16 protein-coding genes are annotated in these 15,599 nt (G+C 66.9%); 11 read left to right on the plus strand and 5 right to left on the minus strand.

Annotation, left to right across the window (positions count from 1 at the left end):
• Positions 1-406: 406 nt before the first annotated feature.
• The 3 genes from M4578_RS22765 to gndA all read left to right on the plus strand — a co-directional run bounded on the left by M4578_RS22765 (position 407) and on the right by gndA (position 4,219).
• Positions 407-1,582 carry an aspartate aminotransferase family protein gene (locus M4578_RS22765; protein ID WP_258095437.1) on the plus strand — a complete coding sequence of 392 codons (1,176 nt, stop codon included), beginning with the start codon at positions 407-409 and terminating at the stop codon, positions 1,580-1,582.
• Between the two features lie 102 nt (positions 1,583-1,684).
• On the plus strand, positions 1,685-2,611 hold the full coding sequence (argF, locus tag M4578_RS22770) for an ornithine carbamoyltransferase (protein ID WP_258095438.1): 927 nt from the start codon (positions 1,685-1,687) through the stop codon (positions 2,609-2,611).
• Between the two features lie 207 nt (positions 2,612-2,818).
• Positions 2,819-4,219: an NADP-dependent phosphogluconate dehydrogenase gene (gene gndA, locus M4578_RS22775; protein ID WP_258095439.1), complete on the plus strand. Its 1,401-nt coding sequence runs from the start codon at positions 2,819-2,821 to the stop codon at positions 4,217-4,219.
• Between the two features lie 75 nt (positions 4,220-4,294).
• Here gndA and hrpB read toward each other — a convergent pair whose 3' ends face one another.
• On the minus strand, positions 4,295-6,739 hold the full coding sequence (gene hrpB, locus M4578_RS22780) for an ATP-dependent helicase HrpB (protein WP_258095440.1): 2,445 nt from the start codon (positions 6,737-6,739) through the stop codon (positions 4,295-4,297).
• Between the two features lie 175 nt (positions 6,740-6,914).
• Between hrpB and meaB the strand changes: the two genes are divergently transcribed.
• From meaB to M4578_RS22805, 5 genes are all read left to right on the plus strand, one after another.
• The gene (gene meaB / locus M4578_RS22785) at positions 6,915-7,904 is read left to right on the plus strand and encodes a methylmalonyl Co-A mutase-associated GTPase MeaB (protein ID WP_258095441.1); all 990 of its coding nucleotides are present in this window, start codon (positions 6,915-6,917) and stop codon (positions 7,902-7,904) included.
• Positions 7,901-8,728: an alpha/beta hydrolase gene (locus M4578_RS22790; RefSeq protein WP_258095442.1), complete on the plus strand. Its 828-nt coding sequence runs from the start codon at positions 7,901-7,903 to the stop codon at positions 8,726-8,728. Before meaB ends, M4578_RS22790 begins: the two co-directional genes overlap by 4 nt.
• Before the next feature lie 134 nt (positions 8,729-8,862).
• The gene (gene rpmB, locus M4578_RS22795; RefSeq protein ID WP_076705578.1) at positions 8,863-9,153 is read left to right on the plus strand and encodes a 50S ribosomal protein L28; all 291 of its coding nucleotides are present in this window, start codon (positions 8,863-8,865) and stop codon (positions 9,151-9,153) included.
• Positions 9,154-9,256: 103 nt separating this feature from the next.
• Positions 9,257-9,607: a hypothetical protein gene (locus M4578_RS22800; protein WP_258095443.1), complete on the plus strand. Its 351-nt coding sequence runs from the start codon at positions 9,257-9,259 to the stop codon at positions 9,605-9,607.
• Between the two features lie 44 nt (positions 9,608-9,651).
• A complete protein-coding gene (locus tag M4578_RS22805) occupies positions 9,652-10,149 on the plus strand; it encodes a copper chaperone PCu(A)C (protein WP_258095444.1) in 498 nt (165 codons plus the stop codon).
• A gap of 200 nt (positions 10,150-10,349) precedes the next feature.
• Here the strand turns inward: M4578_RS22805 and M4578_RS22810 are convergent, their stop codons facing one another.
• Positions 10,350-11,048 (minus strand): NAD-dependent deacylase, encoded by a 699-nt coding sequence (locus tag M4578_RS22810; protein ID WP_258095445.1) that lies wholly within the window; start codon positions 11,046-11,048, stop codon positions 10,350-10,352.
• A gap of 51 nt (positions 11,049-11,099) precedes the next feature.
• Between M4578_RS22810 and M4578_RS22815 the strand changes: the two genes are divergently transcribed.
• The gene (locus M4578_RS22815; protein ID WP_258095446.1) at positions 11,100-11,555 is read left to right on the plus strand and encodes a low molecular weight protein-tyrosine-phosphatase; all 456 of its coding nucleotides are present in this window, start codon (positions 11,100-11,102) and stop codon (positions 11,553-11,555) included.
• Here M4578_RS22815 and M4578_RS22820 read toward each other — a convergent pair.
• On the minus strand, positions 11,540-11,725 hold the full coding sequence (locus tag M4578_RS22820; RefSeq protein ID WP_258095447.1) for a CTP synthetase: 186 nt from the start codon (positions 11,723-11,725) through the stop codon (positions 11,540-11,542). The genes M4578_RS22815 and M4578_RS22820 overlap by 16 nt on opposite strands.
• Positions 11,726-11,931: 206 nt before the next feature.
• Between M4578_RS22820 and M4578_RS22825 the strand changes: the two genes are divergently transcribed.
• Positions 11,932-12,780, plus strand: a complete 849-nt coding sequence (locus M4578_RS22825) for a DUF1353 domain-containing protein (protein ID WP_258095448.1) — start codon at positions 11,932-11,934, stop codon at positions 12,778-12,780.
• 76 nt (positions 12,781-12,856) lie between these two features.
• Here M4578_RS22825 and M4578_RS22830 read toward each other — a convergent pair whose 3' ends face one another.
• On the minus strand, positions 12,857-14,500 hold the full coding sequence (locus M4578_RS22830; protein WP_258095449.1) for a CTP synthase: 1,644 nt from the start codon (positions 14,498-14,500) through the stop codon (positions 12,857-12,859).
• A gap of 284 nt (positions 14,501-14,784) precedes the next feature.
• On the opposite strand from M4578_RS22830, the gene M4578_RS22835 reads away from it, so the two are divergent.
• Positions 14,785-15,150, plus strand: a complete 366-nt coding sequence (locus tag M4578_RS22835) for a hypothetical protein (RefSeq protein WP_258095450.1) — start codon at positions 14,785-14,787, stop codon at positions 15,148-15,150.
• A gap of 29 nt (positions 15,151-15,179) precedes the next feature.
• On the opposite strand, the gene secG is transcribed toward M4578_RS22835, so the two are convergent.
• Positions 15,180-15,569 carry a preprotein translocase subunit SecG gene (gene secG, locus M4578_RS22840; protein ID WP_258095451.1) on the minus strand — a complete coding sequence of 130 codons (390 nt, stop codon included), beginning with the start codon at positions 15,567-15,569 and terminating at the stop codon, positions 15,180-15,182.
• Positions 15,570-15,599 lie beyond the last annotated feature (30 nt).

Below are 15,599 nucleotides of genomic sequence, written 5' to 3' on the forward strand. Positions count from 1 at the left end.
CTGCTTGGGCATGATGGGGCTTCCTTCTTCGTCCCGCAAAGTCTATACCAAACCCCTCAGAGCGCGAGGTTTTTCAGACCTTCCTTAGGTTATTTTGTAGACTTTTACCTCAGTCAAGACAATCGACTTTTAGATTGTCAGCATCGATGCAGATGGTCGGCAAGCCTTGCAACTGCAGCGAAAGTCGGCTTTCCGCCCCTCCCAACACATCCCCCTTGCCAAAACCCACCGTTCCTGTATCAGCACGTCCCATGACGCACGCGACCCGAATCCGACGAGCCTGAACGCTCTTCCTTCCCGCCTCCCGCAAGGGACGGCGCCCCGTTGCACGTCACCACCCCCATAAAACTTGACTTGGCCCCAAGCCCTTGGCACCTATCGGGCCTCCTATGCTGAGGATTTCTCCATGATCCCGTCCGTTCTGCCCACCTATACCCGCGCGCCCCTGCACTTCGTGAAGGGCGAAGGCTCCTGGCTGGTGGAGGAAGACGGGCGCCGATTCCTCGATCTGGGCAGCGGCATCGCGGTGAACGCGCTGGGTCATGCCCATCCCGCGCTGGTCGCCGCGCTGACCGAGCAGGCGGGCAAGCTCTGGCACGTCTCGAACCTCTACGAGATCCCGCAGCAACAGGCGCTGGCCGACAAGCTGGTGGGCGCGACATTCGCCGACACCGTCTTCTTCACCAATTCCGGCACCGAGGCCTGCGAGCTGGCGGTCAAGATGGCGCGGAAATACTGGTACGACAAAGGCCTGCCCGAAAAGACCGATATCATCGCCTTTTCCGGCTCCTTCCATGGCCGGTCCTCGGCGGGCATCGCCGCCGCCGGGTCCGAGAAGATGGTCAAGGGCTTCGGCCCGCTGCTGCCCGGCTTCAAACATCTCGAGTGGCGCGACCTCGACGCGCTGAAAGCGACCATCGACGACAACACCGCCGCCGTGCTGCTGGAGCCGATCCAGGGCGAGGGCGGTATCCGCCCGCTGCCCGATGACGAGCTGAAGGCGATCCGCGCGCTTTGCGACGAAAAGGGCTGCCTGCTGGTGCTCGACGAGGTGCAATGCGGCATGGGCCGCACAGGGCGTCTCTTCGCCCATGAATGGGCGGGGATCATCCCGGACATCATGATGGTGGCCAAGGGCATCGGCGGCGGCTTCCCGCTGGGCGCGGTGCTGGCCACCGAAGAGGCGGCGAGCGGCATGACTGCGGGCACCCATGGCTCGACCTATGGCGGCAACCCGCTGGGCTGCGCCGTGGGCTGCGCGGTGATGGACCATGTGGCCGACCCGGCGTTTCTGGCGGATGTGAACCGCAAGGCGGGGCTTTTGCGGCAGAAGCTCGAAGGGCTGGTCGCGGCGCATCCCGAGGTGTTCGAGGAGGTGCGCGGCTCCGGGCTCATGCTGGGGCTGAAGGTCAAGCCGACTCCGGCGGAGTTCGTCAAGGCGGGCTATGGCGCGCTGGTGATCACCGTGCCCGCCGCCGACAATGTGGTGCGGCTGCTGCCCGCGCTGACGATCAGCGACGACGAGATCGCCGAGGCGCTCGCCCGTCTCGACGCCGCCGCCACCGCGCTGGAAACCGCCTGAGCGTTTCCATTGGCTCCAAATATCCCGGGGGAATGCCCCCGGACCCGTTCCGGGGGCAGGGGGCAGCGCCCCGCCACCCCCTCCGAAAAAAGCGATACGATTATGAACCACTTTCTGGACATCCACAAAACCGACAAAGCCGATCTGCGGGAGATCATCGACACCGCCAAGGCGATCAAGACCGCCCGCAACGGCCGTCCCAAGGCGGCTGCCGACGACGATCTGCCGCTTAAGGACCATATGGTCGCGCTGATCTTCGAGAAACCCTCGACCCGGACGCGCACCTCCTTCGATGTGGGCGTGCGCCAGATGGGCGGGCAGACCATGGTGCTCTCGGGCAACGATATGCAACTGGGTCACGGCGAGACCATCGCCGACACTGCGCGGGTGATGTCGCGCTTTGTCGACATGATCATGATCCGGACTTTCGATGAATCGGTGCTGACCGAGATGGCGGATTACGCCACGGTGCCGGTGATCAACGGGCTCACCGACCGCACACATCCCTGCCAGATCATGGCCGATGTGATGACCTTCGAGGAGCATCGCGGCCCCATCGCGGGCAAGAAGGTGGTGTGGTGCGGCGACGGCAACAATGTCTGCGCCTCCTTCCTGCATGCGGCGGCGCAGTTCGGCTTCGACCTCACCTTCACCGGGCCGGTGCAACTCGATCCCGAGATGGAATTCGTCGGGCTGGCGCGCAACGCGGGCAGCACCGTCACCATCGAGCGCGATCCGTTCAAGGCGGTCGAAGGCGCCGATCTGGTGGTCGCCGATACCTGGGTGTCGATGCATGACGCACAGAGCGCCCGCGAGCGGCGCCATAATATGCTGCGGCCCTATCAGGTGAACGAAAAGCTGATGGAGGCGGCCGGCAAGGACGCATTGTTTATGCATTGCCTGCCGGCGCATCGTGGCGAGGAGGTGACCTCGGAGGTGATGGACGGACCGCAATCGGTGATCTGGGACGAGGCCGAGAACCGGCTGCACGCACAGAAGGCGATCATGCGCTGGTGCGTGGGGGGCTGAGCGCCCTTGCGGTGTGCCTCGCGCGGGCGGCGCGGGCGCATCTGCGTATTTTGAAAGAGAAGAAGCGCAAGTCTGGGCGCTGGGGCGGCAGCCTTCGCGCCTTTTCCTTTCGCGCGCCGGCTGTTGCGAGAGCGCCTGTGCGTGAGCGCGCATTGTCAGCAGGGGCGGGATGGCTAAGGTGGTCGCATCGCGATCACGGAGGCAGATATGGCGGAGCCGCAGATCGGCATTTACGGGTTGGGCACCATGGGCTCGGCGTTGGCGCTCAATATGGCCGAGCGGGGCATTTCCATTGCGGTGTCGAACCGCACTGAGGATCTGATCGCGGCCTTCGAGATCCGGGCGGAGCCTTTTGCGGGCAGAGTCGCGGTCGCGGCGGATCTGCCGGCGCTGATCGCGGCGTTGCCGCGGCCACGGCTGCTGCTGGCGATGATTCCCTCGACGAAGCCCATCGACGACATGCTGGACGAGGTGATGCCGCTGCTCGATGCCGGCGACACGGTGATCGACGCGGGCAATGCGGATTTCCACGACACCCGCCGCCGTGCTGCGCGGATGGAGGCCGCGGGGATGCATTTTGTCGGCATGGGGGTGTCGGGCGGCGAGGAGGGGGCGCGGCACGGGCCCTCGATGATGTTCGGCGGGTCGGAAGAGAGCTGGCAACGGTTGAAACCGGTGCTGGAGGCGATTGCCGCGCGCTTCGGGGAAGATGTCTGTGTGGACCGGATGGGCCCGGACGGCGCGGGGCATTTCGTCAAGACCGTACATAACGGCATCGAATATGCCGATATGCAAATGATCGCCGAGATCTGCGACCTGTTGCGCTTTGGCGCCGGGCTTGCACCGGAGGCGATCGCCGACCGGTTCGCGGCGTGGAACGAGGGGCCGCTCGGCAGCTATCTCTACGAGATCACCGCAGAGGTGCTGCGCCATGACGATCCGCTGGGCACGGGGCCGATGGTGGATGCCATTCTCGACAGCGCCGGGCAGAAGGGCACCGGGCGCTGGACGGTCATCGAGGCGGTGCGTCTGGGGCAGTCGGCAACCATGATCGAGGGCGCGGTGGCCGCCCGCGCCTGGTCGGCGGAAAAGGCTCTGCGCGGGGTGGCGGGAGACATGTTCGGCGCTGCGCGCGATCCTGTCGAGATCGAACCCGGGGCGCTCGAGGCGGCGTTGCTGGCGGCGCGGGTGCTGGAATATGCGCAGGGCTTTCGGATTCTGGCGGCGGCGTCGGAGGGCTACGGCTGGAGTCTCGATTTCCCCCGGATCGCCGAGATCTGGCGCGCGGGCTGCATCATCCGGGCAAAGCTGCTCGACGAGATCGCCGGGGCGTTCCGTGACGGGCCGCCGCAGGGGCAGCTTCTCCTCGCGCCGCGCTTTGCCGAAACCTTCGCCAAGGGCGTTCCGGCGCTGCGGCGCCTCGTTGCGCAGGGCGTTGCGGCGGGATTCCCGCTGCCGGTGCTTGGGGCGTCGTTGAGTTTCTGGGACACCCTGCGCCAGCCGCGTGGGACTGCCGCACTGATCCAGGCGCAGCGGGATTTCTTCGGCCATCACGGCTTTGACAGGATCGACGGGAAGGACAGTCGCCACGGCCCCTGGTGGGGCTGATCTGCCCTTTCATCTTTCTGTAAATACGCAAAAAAACCAGGATGACGCGCCTCGTCGGGCGCGTCCCTGCGGCGCTCAGCGCCCGCGTGGCTTGGCGCGCAGAGTGGGATCGGCCTCGCGCGGGTCCTCGGGCCAGGGGTGTTTGGGGTATTGCGCCTTCATATCCTTGCGCACATCGGCATAGGAGCCGTCCCAGAAGCCCGGCAGGTCCATGGTGGTCTGCACCGGGCGCCGGGCGGGGGACAGCAGCGTCACGCGTAGGGGCGTGCCTCCCACCATCGGGTGGTGGCGCTGGCCAAACATCTCCTGCAGGCGCAGCGAGATCTCCGGATGCGCGCCGGAATAGTCGATGGGAATGTCGCGGCCCAGCGGGGTGGTGAACTTGCCCGGCACGGCGCTGTCGAGCGCCTGTGTCTGTGCCCAGTCGAGCCGGGCGCGTAGTGCCGGCAGGAGGTCGAACCGCTTCCAGTCCTCGGCGGTTTTGACGCCGGTGAGAGAGGGCAGAAGCCAGTCGTCGAGGGTTTCCAGGAGCGCGGGTTCGGACATGTCGGGCAGATCGAGCCCGCTGTCGCGTGCGATGGCCACCCGCGCGCAAAAGCGTTTTGCTGCGTCGGAGAGGGCGAGGCCCAGATCGCGTACCCCGTCGAGCATGGCGCGGGCGATGGCATCGGAAGGGGCGTCTTTCCAGATGCGGTCGTCGAGGGCGATGGCGCCGAGGCGTTCCTGCCGCCGCGCGATCACGCGGCGCTCGCGTTTCGACCAGGCGCAACGCTCTTCCCATCGGATCTGGTCGGAGAAGAGCGCCCGCAGCTCGCCTTCGGCGATCGGCACGGCCTGGCGGATGCGGGCCTCGCGCGGGTTGCCATCGGTGTCGGTGACCACGATCAGCCGTGTGGCGGCCAGCGGATCGGCCTCGTCCATCACCGCGCCCTTGCCGCCCGAAAGCTGATAGCGGGGGGCGTCGCCCTTGCGGCGCAGGCCGATACGGTCGGGATAGGCCAGCGCGGCCATGGCGGCGGGGCTCATCGCCTCCGTGCGGAGGCTCTTCGCCCGCGCCGTCAGACGTTTCGCCTCGGCCCGGATCCGGTCGAGCGCGCCACGGCTGACCCCATAGGGCCGGGTTTCGGTGAAGCGGCGCAGGTCGTGCAGGGCCTCGAGCCGCAGGGCGAGGTCGCTGGGCGCGCCGGTGAGCGGATCGCGGTCCGCGAGCAGCGCTGCGAGCGGCGCGGCGCGGGGGCCGGCGAGGCTGAGCATATGGGCGAGGCGCGGGTGCAGCGGCAGCGCGGCCAGCGCCTTGCCATGGGCGGTGATGCGGTTCTCCGCGTCGAGCGCGCCCAGCATGCGCAGCAGCGCCCGGGCCTCGGCATAGGCGCCGGGATGGGGCGGGGTGAGAAAGGGCAGATCGGCGGGCCCGGCGCCCCAGAGCGCCAGCTCCAGCGCCAGCCCGGCGAGATCGGCGCTTTCGATTTCGGCGGGCGGGTAGGGGAGCAGCGCGCCCTCTTCGCCCTTGGTCCAGAGCCGGTAGGCGGTGCCCGTGGCGACGCGACCGGCGCGGCCGGCGCGCTGGGTGGCCTCGGCGCGGGTGACGCGCTCGGTCACCAGCCGCGCCATGCCCGAGCCGGGATCGAAGCGGGCACGGCGGGCGCGGCCGCCATCCACCACCACGCGGATGTCCTCGATGGTGAGCGAGGTTTCGGCGATGGCGGTGGCGAGCACCAGCTTGCGGCCCTGGGTCTCGGGGCGGATCGCAGCGCGCTGGGCGGCGAACTCCATGGCGCCGAAGAGCGGGCGGATCCGGATGTCTTTCGGCAGGCGTTTCGCCAGCAGCGCCTGGGTGCGGCGGATCTCGCCCTCGCCAGGGAGGAAGGCGAGGATGCCGCCGGTCGCTTCCGAGGCGGCCTTGGAGATGAGATCGGCCATGGCCTTTTCGAAGCGCTGGCGCTTGGGCAGGGGCGCATCGAGCCAGCGGGTTTCGACCGGGAAGGCGCGGCCTTCGGAGGTGACGATGGGGGCCTGCATCAGATCGGCCACTGGCTGCGCGTCGAGCGTGGCCGACATCGCCAGCAGCAGCAGGTCGTCGCGCAGGGCGCCGGCGATCTCGAGGCAGAGCGCGAGGCCCAGATCGGCGTTGAGCGAGCGTTCGTGGAACTCGTCAAAGATCACCGCGCCGATGCCCGGAAGCTCCGGGTCGGACTGGATCATGCGGGTGAGGATGCCCTCGGTCACCACCTCGATGCGGGTGGTTTTCGAGACTTTCGCCTCGCCGCGAATGCGGTAGCCGACGGTTTCGCCCGCTGCCTCGCCCAGCGTTTCGGCCATGCGTGTGGCGGCGGCGCGGGCGGCGAGGCGGCGCGGTTCCAGCATGACGATCTTCTGCGCGGTGAGCCCGGCCTCCAGCATGGCGAGCGGGACGCGGGTGGTCTTGCCGGCGCCGGGGGGGGCCTGCAACACGGCGCGGCCCGCGTCGCGCAGGGCGGCGAGCAGATCGGGCAGGGCGGTGTCGATGGGCAGGCGGTCCATGGCGCGGCTTATGGCGCATGTGGCGGGCCGGGTCCATCGGGGCCCGCGGTCGCGCGGCGGGGCGTTGGCGGATTTTGCGTATTTGTCCAAGAGAAGAAGGGGAGGGTGCGGGAGGGGGTGGACATCGCGGTGCCGGACGGGTCATTTCGGGGACGGATTTGAAAAGGTGGGCGGCATGGATATCGGCGATCTGGCGACACGCATTCTGAACGGCGAGCGGCGCGCGCTGGCGCGGGCGATCACGCTGGTGGAGAGCGGGCGGGCGGATCACCGGGCGCAGGCGCGGGACTTGCTGGAAAAGCTGCGCGGCGCCGGGCGCGAGGCGCTGCGCATCGGGCTTTCGGGCACGCCGGGGGTGGGGAAATCCACCTTCATCGAGGCCTTCGGCATGATGCTGACGGCGCAGGGGCTGAAGGTGGCCGTGCTTGCGGTGGACCCGTCCTCGGCACGTTCGGGCGGGTCGATCCTCGGCGACAAGACGCGCATGGAGCGGCTGAGCCGCGATCCGAACGCCTTTATCCGGCCCTCGCCCTCGCAATCGCATCTGGGCGGTGTGGCGCGCCGCACCCGCGAGGCGGTGGATCTCTGCGAGGCGGCGGGGTTCGACGCGATCCTGATCGAGACCGTGGGGGTCGGGCAGTCGGAAACCGTGGTGGCCGAGATGTCGGACCTGTTCCTGCTGCTGCTGGCGCCCGCGGGCGGCGACGAGCTGCAGGGGGTGAAGCGCGGGATCATGGAGACCGCCGACATCATTCTGGTGAACAAGGCCGATGGCGAGCTGAAAGCCACGGCGACGCGCACCTGTGCCGATTACGCCGGGGCGCTGCGGCTGCTGCGCAAGCGGCCTCAGGATCCCGAGGGCTTTCCCAAGGCGCTGACCGTCTCGGCACTGGAGGAGAACGGGTTGCAGAAAGCCTGGGAGGAGATGCAGGCGCTGACATCCTGGCGGCGCGAGACCGGGCATTTCGTCGCGCGCCGGGCGGCGCAGGCGCGGCACTGGTTCGAGGCGGAAGTGCGCGAAGGGCTGCTGGCGCGGCTCCGGCGCGAACCGGTCAAGGGCGCCATGGCGGCGCTTGCCCGGCAGGTCGAGGCGGGAGAGGTCAGCGCCGCCGCCGCCGCCGAGGAGCTGCTCGAGACCTATCTGGGAGAGACGCCGGGCCCATGAAGAGCGCGCGCGTCTTCGACGGCGCGCTGCTGCGGGCCGATCTCTTCAAGGGCGGCAACAGGCGGCTCTTTGTCAGCTTTCGCCAGCGCATCGGCTCTCCCGGCGCTTTCGATCCGCCGCGCCCGGTGCGCGCCTTTACCAGCCGGGGCTATGCCCATCTGCATATCCAGAGCCGCTGGAACGACTGGTTCGTGAATGCCGAAACCGAGGCGCTGGAGGCGGTGCTGCGCGATCTGGCGCCGGGGTTTCGCCGGGTGGTGGCGATGGGGTTCTCGATGGGCGGCTACGGTGCGTTCCGGTTCTCCGGGGCGCTGAACATCGCGCAGGTGATCGCGATCGCGCCGCAGATCTCCATCGCGCCCGAGCTGGTGCCCTTCGACAAGCGTTACCGCGCCGAGGCTAAAGGCTTCGATGCCGCGCTGGGCGACCTGACCCGGCATGGCGCGCCGGGCCTGCGCGGGGTGGTGCTGTGCGATCCCTTCCTGCGGGCCGATCTGACCCATGCGCTCATGGCGCAGCTTCTGTTTCCGCGGCTGCGTCTCTGCCGGCTGGCCGGAGGCGGGCATCCGCCAAGCCGGGTGCTGCGGCAGGGCGGGTTCTTTCCGGACATGCAGGCGCAGCTCTTGCACGGCTGGGTCGAGGCGGACCGGCTGATCGGCTGTCACCGCGCCGCGCGCCGGGTCTCGCCGAGTTATTTCGAGCATATGCGCCGGGTCGCGGAACGGCATGGCCGGATGGCGCTGGCAGAGCGCTTCGCGGCGCGTGCGGCCACCGTGGTGCCGGTGGTCGATACCGGAAAAAACACGGGGTGCGAGAAGGGTTGACGCGCAGGGGGCTTGGAGCTAGAGAAGCCCGACCAGATTCCGGGCGCCGCCGTGGCGCCCTTTCATATTGGCGGAAGCATCGGTGCGCGGCAAGAGCGCCGGGGTTCTCGCCCAGAGACGATAAGGATGGACCCATGTCGCGCGTATGCGAACTGACCGGCAAAGGCCCGATGACGGGTCACAACGTAAGCCACGCCAACAACAAGACCAAGCGGCGTTTTCTGCCGAACCTCAATGATGTGACCCTGCAGTCCGAAACCCTGGGCCGTGGCGTCAAGCTGCGGATCTCGGCCTCGGCCCTGCGGTCGGTCGATCACCGTGGCGGGCTCGACAAGTTCCTGGCGAAAGCCAAGGACACCGAACTCAGCGCCAATGCGCTGAAGGTGAAAAAGGAAATCGCGAAAGCCCAGGCCGCCCAAGCCTGAGCCAGCGCTCCACAGAATCATCCACAGCCCCGGTGCAAGATGCATCGGGGCTGTTTTCTTTTGTGGCGTGACAAATCCGGGTCTTTTGCCTAATTCTTGGCCGATGCTTCGGAAAAGATATCCACTGCCTGCTTTTTTCCTCGCACTGGCGCTGGCGCTGACCGGCTACCAGATGGCAGCGGCACGCGCGCAGCCCACCCCTGTGGGCGAGATCGTGATCTGTTCCGGACTCGGGCTGATGACGGTTCTGGTGGATGAGGAGGGCAATCCCGTCAACCGGACCCATGTCTGTCCGGACGGGCTTTTGACGCTCTTTGGCGCGGCGGGCGGGGCCTGGGTGCCGCCGCCGCATGAAGAAATCTGGATGCGCATCGCGGCGGCCTATCTGGCGGCCTATGGCGCGGGGCTGCGCGCGCCGGTGCCGATGGCGCGCGACCCGCCTTCGGTGGTCTGAACCTTCCCAATAGACTGTCAGACACACCAAAGGACTCAAAGACAATGAAATCCCTGATTCTCGCCGGCGCCGCTGCGCTGGCTCTCTGCACGCCTGCCGTCGCCGAAATCGTCGTTCAGGACGCCTATGCCCGCAGCTCGATGATGGGCGCCAAGACCGGCGCCGCCTTCATGGTGATCGAGAATACCGGCGACGAGGACGACCGGCTGGTCTCGGCCAGCTCGGACGCGGCGATGAAGGTCGAGCTGCACACCCATATCGCCGATGACAATGGCATTATGCGCATGGTCGAGGTCGAGGAAGGCTTTGCTGTTCCCGCCCATAGCCAGCACCTGCTCCAGCGGGGCGGCGACCATGTGATGTTCATGGGGCTCACCGCGCCCTTCGAGCAGGACAAGCGCGTCACCGTGACGCTGACCTTCGAGAAGGCCGGCGAGATGGTGGTCGAGATCCCCGTCGATCTCGAGCGCCGGCCGATGCACAACATGCAGCATGGCACGATGGGCGGCATGAAGATGCAGAACGGTGCCATGAGCAACTGACGTTCCGCCGTGCCGGAAGAGCGCCGCGCGCCGGGAGACCGGGGCGCGGTTTTTCTTTGAAGGGGCGGGGGGGCTCACCCAAGCATTGGGACCGATAATGTACTGGCCGGAACGGGCCGCAGCGGGTGCAGCAGCGGTGGCGTGTTGGGGCATAGCGGCTGGTTTCGGAGATTGTTCTCGGTCAGCTCAATGCGCGGTTTCTAGAGCGACGCCAGCAGCTCGGCGACCCACGCGGGCACCACCTCGCTTGCGGGGCCGATGCGGTGATCGTCGAAAGCGCGGCTGATGTCGCTGTCCGCAAGGTTCAGTTCCACCGTATGCGCGCCGGAATAGGCCGCCTCCTGAACGAATCCCGCTGCCGGATAAACCTGCCCCGAGGTGCCGACCGAGGCGAAGAGATCGCAGCTTTGCAGATGCTCGGCGATGATCTCCATGTGGTAGGGAATCTCGCCGAACCAGACGATGTCGGGGCGCCCGGCGGGTGCGGTGCAGGCCGGGCAGGCCGTGCCCGGCGCCATTTCCATCGGCGCGGGCCAGCGCTGGCCGCAGGCCGCGCAGAGCGCTCCGGCCAGCTCGCCATGCATATGGATCGCCCGGGCCCCCGCCTTTTCGTGCAGGCCATCGACGTTCTGGGTGACGATCACCACCTCTCCGGGCCAGTCGCGCTGGAGACGCGCCAGCGCCTCATGCGCGGCATTGGGCGCGGCCTCGGCCGCCTGAACGCGGCGGGCATTGTAGAAGCTGTGCACCAGCGCGGGGTTGCGGGCGAATCCTTCGGGTGTGGCAACGTCCTCGATCCGGTGCTGCGCCCAAAGCCCGCCCTCGTCGCGGAAGGTGCCCAGCCCGCTCTCGGCCGAGATCCCGGCGCCGGTCAGAATGACGATCTTCTCCGCAGCCATGCTTTCCCCTCTTGCCGCTCCGCGCTAGGTTCGGGCGCAAAGGAGACGCCCATGGCCCAGAGTATCCTCTTCGTCTGTCTCGGCAATATCTGCCGCTCGCCTTCGGCGGAAGGGGTGTTGCGCCACATGGCCGAGGTGCGGGGCCACGCGCTGGAGATCGACAGCGCCGGAACCGGCGACTGGCATGTGGGCGATCCGCCCTATGGCCCGATGCAGCAGGCGGCGCGGGCGCGGGGATATGACCTGTCGCGCCTGCGCGCCCGTCAGGTCAGCCGGGCGGATTTCGACCGTTTCGACCTGATTCTGGCGATGGATGGCAGCAATCTGGCGCATCTGGAACACCTGCGCCCCGGCGCCTCCCGCGCCGAGCTGCGCCTGTTCACCGATTACGCGCCGGAGACGGGCGCCAGCGAGGTGCCCGACCCGTATTACACGCGCGATTTCGATGGGGCGCTGGATCTGATCGAACGCGCGGCGCGCGGTCTTCTGGATCAGCTCGGCGAATAGATCGCCTTGGTCACATACCAGGTGACCGGCAGCCCGACCACAAAGCCCGCGAGGGCCGAGGCCACGACCGGGATCAAGGTGTCGTGTCCCATGACCAGCGCGGCGATCATGAAGCTGCCCGCGAATGTCGTCCCGATCAGGGAGTACAGGATTCCGGCAAGTCTCAGCATGGCGTTACCTCCTAGGCTGCGCGTTCGGCGGAGAAAACATCACGAATTCGATATGTGTTCCTTGATCCGTATCAAGCCCGGATCGGGCGCAGCGTTTCGGCGTCTTGGCGCAGCCAGTTGCAGTCTGCGCGCAGTCTCTTGAACAAATGGTAAAATTTCCGCTACGATTGGTGCCGAAGATTATTTCAGAACCTTAGGATTCCCCCATGCGACGACTCACCCTTGCCGGTGGCTGCCTGTTGGCCGTGTCTGCCTGTGCGCCAACGCCGAAAGATGTCGAGACGGTCGAGGCCCTGTCCGAGATCAACTGCTCTGTCCGGCCCGAGAATTGCGCCTATGAAAACAGCCCCGTGAAGGTGGTGGACAGGCCGATCACCCTGCCGAAACGGCCCTATCAGTTCTTCCCGCTGGCCGAACCGCTGCGCTTTACCGATGCGCGCCGCAAGGGCTGGTTCGCGCCGCCGGGCACGCTGACGGACGGCGCCTCGATCCCCAAGATCTTCGTGGCGATCGTCGGCTCGCCGACCGCGCCGGAATATGTCAACGCCGCCGCCATTCACGATGCCTATTGCGGCATAGGCAACGAGGGCGGGGCGAATTACCACAATGGCCGCTGGGAGGATGTGCACCGCATGTTCTACGACGCGCTGGTGGCCTCCGGGACCCGTCCGCAGCGGGCCAAGATCATGTTTGCGGCGGTTTGGCTGGGCGGGCCGCGCTGGAACGTTCTTTACGATCTCGAACGCCTTCCCGTCGCCCGCAAGCAGCAGGCGATGCGCGAGGCCAAGAGCTATGTCGAACGTTACGACCCCTCGCTGACCGCGCTGGAGCAGATGCTGCGGCGGCTCGAGAAACGGATGATCCGCGAGTATCCCGATCTCTATCCGCATCAGAACCCCGGCGACGATGACAGGCCCGCAATACGGCACGAGGCGTCCGACGAAGAGTATGTCTATGAGGAAGGCGTCGAGGAATATTACGGCGAGGAATATTACCCCAACGATCCTGCCACTGGCGGAACCGTTGATCTGACCGGGGGCAACAAGGGGTTCTGACCCTCTGGGCGGGCGTGGCCCGCCCGTGCATTGCGGCGCTGCCGGGCGGATTGCCGACAGCGCCGCGCGCCAGTTATCAGACCAGGCGCGAGACCTCTTTCGCGGCGCGCACAAAATCCTTGAACAGCGGGTGCGGATCGAAGGGTTTCGACTTCAGCTCTGGGTGGAACTGCACGCCGATGAACCAGGGGTGATCGGGCCATTCCACGATCTCCGGCAGGCGGCCGTCGGGCGACATGCCCGAGAAGCAGAGCCCGCCCTGTTCCAGCGCTTCGCGATACTTGATGTCGACCTCGTAGCGGTGGCGGTGGCGTTCGTCGATGGCGGTGGTGCCATAGACCTGCGCCACCTTCGAGCCCTCCTTGAGCACCGCGTCATAGGCGCCGAGCCGCATGGTGCCGCCCTTGTCGTCGGCGACCGAGCGGTTGACCTTCTGGTTGCCCTGCACCCATTCCTTGAGGTGATAGACCACCGGCTCGAAGCGCTTTTCGCCCTTCTCGTGGTCGAACTCCTCGGAACCCGCCTTTTTGACGCCCGCGACATTGCGCGCCGCCTCGATCACCGCCATCTGCATGCCGAGGCAGATGCCCAGATAGGGCACCTTGTGCTCGCGGGCGAATTGCGCCGCCTTGATCTTGCCCTCGGTGCCGCGCTCGCCAAAACCGCCGGGCACCAGGATCGCGTCGTAGTTTTCCAGATAGGGCGCCGGGTCCTCGCGCTCGAAAAGCTCGGCATCGACCCAGTTCACATTCACCTTGACCCGATTCGCCATGCCGCCATGGGTCAGCGCCTCGGCAATCGACTTATAGGCATCCTCGAGCTGGGTGTATTTGCCCACGATGGCGACGTTCACCTCGCCCTCGGGATTGTGGATGCGCTCGGACACGTCCTCCCATTTCTCGAGGTTGGGCTTGGGGGCGGGGGTGATCTGGAACGCGTCCAGCACCGCCTGATCGAGCCCCTCGCGGTGATAGGCGAGCGGGGCGTCGTAGATCGAGGGCAGGTCCAGCGCCGCGATCACCGACTCGGGCCGCACGTTGCAGAACAGCGCCAGCTTTTCGCGCTCCTTCTGCGGGATCGGCCCTTCGGAGCGGCAGACGAGAATGTCGGGCGCGATGCCGATCGAGCGCAGCTCCTTGACCGAGTGCTGCGTCGGCTTGGTCTTCAGCTCGCCGCTGGCCTTGATGAAGGGCAGCAGGGTGAGATGCATGAAGATGCATTCCCCGCGCGGCTTGTCCTGGGCGAACTGGCGGATCGCCTCGAAGAAGGGCAGCCCCTCGATATCGCCGACGGTGCCGCCGATCTCGCAGAGCATGAAATCGACCTCGTCCTCGCCGATGGCGAGCCAGTCCTTGATCTCGTTGGTGACGTGCGGAATGACCTGGATGGTCTTGCCGAGGTAATCGCCACGGCGCTCCTTCTCGAGCACATTGGTATAGATGCGGCCCGACGAGACGGAATCGGTCTTGCGCGCGGGCACGCCGGTGAAGCGTTCGTAATGCCCCAGATCGAGATCGGTTTCGGCGCCGTCGTCGGTGACGAAGACCTCGCCGTGTTCAAAGGGCGACATGGTGCCCGGGTCGACGTTCAGATACGGATCGAGCTTGCGCAGCCGGACAGAAAAGCCGCGCGCCTGCAAAAGTGCCCCGAGCGCGGCCGATGCCAGCCCCTTGCCGAGCGAAGAAACCACACCGCCGGTAATGAAGATGTAACGTGCCATTGGCCGCGTAACCCCGTGATATTGCCTGTATTTTTGTGCTGACTCCGCGGGCGCAGAGCGCTGCATCACGGGATTTGGGGTATAGGGGATTCGGGGGGTGATGTCCAGCACACCGCAAGATGCTGTTGTGACGCATGACGTCTGGGCAAGCTGTTGTGGGTCGGGTTTTCCCCACCGGTCGGGTTTCCCTGACTGTGGCGCGCGGCGGGTTTCGGCGAGGCTGAGGCGACGGTGCGACACCGGGCGCGCCGTGTCAGGAAACGTCTTTCAGAAGGAACAGAGCCATGATGCGCGAGAACGCTTCGCTGAATTTCGGCCGCTACGATTATACCGATACGCGCTCCGGCGGGGAGGCGGCCGGGCTGCGCTCCGACGGCGAGCTGGTGCAGGCGGTGTCGGAAAAGACCGGTACGGATGCCGACAGCTTCCATTTTGCCACGGGCACGACGGCACGCCGCGATGACGGTGCGGACCACGATCACAAGGACTGGATCGACCTGCTGTCGACGGGTGGCGGCAATGCGGCGACCGACGGCGGGACGGCGCCGTTCGATGACTCCGGTCTCGCGCCGGTCCAGCCCGATCTCTTGGGAGACGATGGCGGTGCCTATCCGGGCATGCCCGTCATGGGGTGTGACGATCTGTTCTGAGCGGCGCGGGTGGTCCGCGCCCGCTGAGATCAGTCTGCGCGCGGCACCAGCGGCGCGTCGGGCGCGGTGGTGCTGTCTTCGGCGGAGGGCGGCGGCAACAGCGCGTCGGTGTTGAGATCGCCGGTGCCGGTGCTGCCCTGACCGCTGTCCGTCGCGGGCGCGTCGCCGGTCAGACGGTCCATCACGGACACGCCCGAGGCGTCTTGCGCGGCGAGGACGGTCAGCGTCAGCGAGGTACCGATGAAGGCGATGGCCAGAAGCCAGGTCACCTTTCCAAGCGCGGTGGCCGCCGACCGCTGGCTCATCACGCCACCGCCGCCACCCATGCCAAGCCCACCGCCCTCGGAGCGCTGCAACAGCACGGCGCCGATCAGCGCGAGGGCGAGAAGAAGATGCACGATGAGGATGACGTTTTGCATGAAGAGTCCCGAAACCTGCGGTCTTGGCGG

It is taken from the genome of Salipiger pentaromativorans (assembly GCF_024721115.1).
Classification (GTDB): domain Bacteria; phylum Pseudomonadota; class Alphaproteobacteria; order Rhodobacterales; family Rhodobacteraceae; genus Salipiger; species Salipiger pentaromativorans.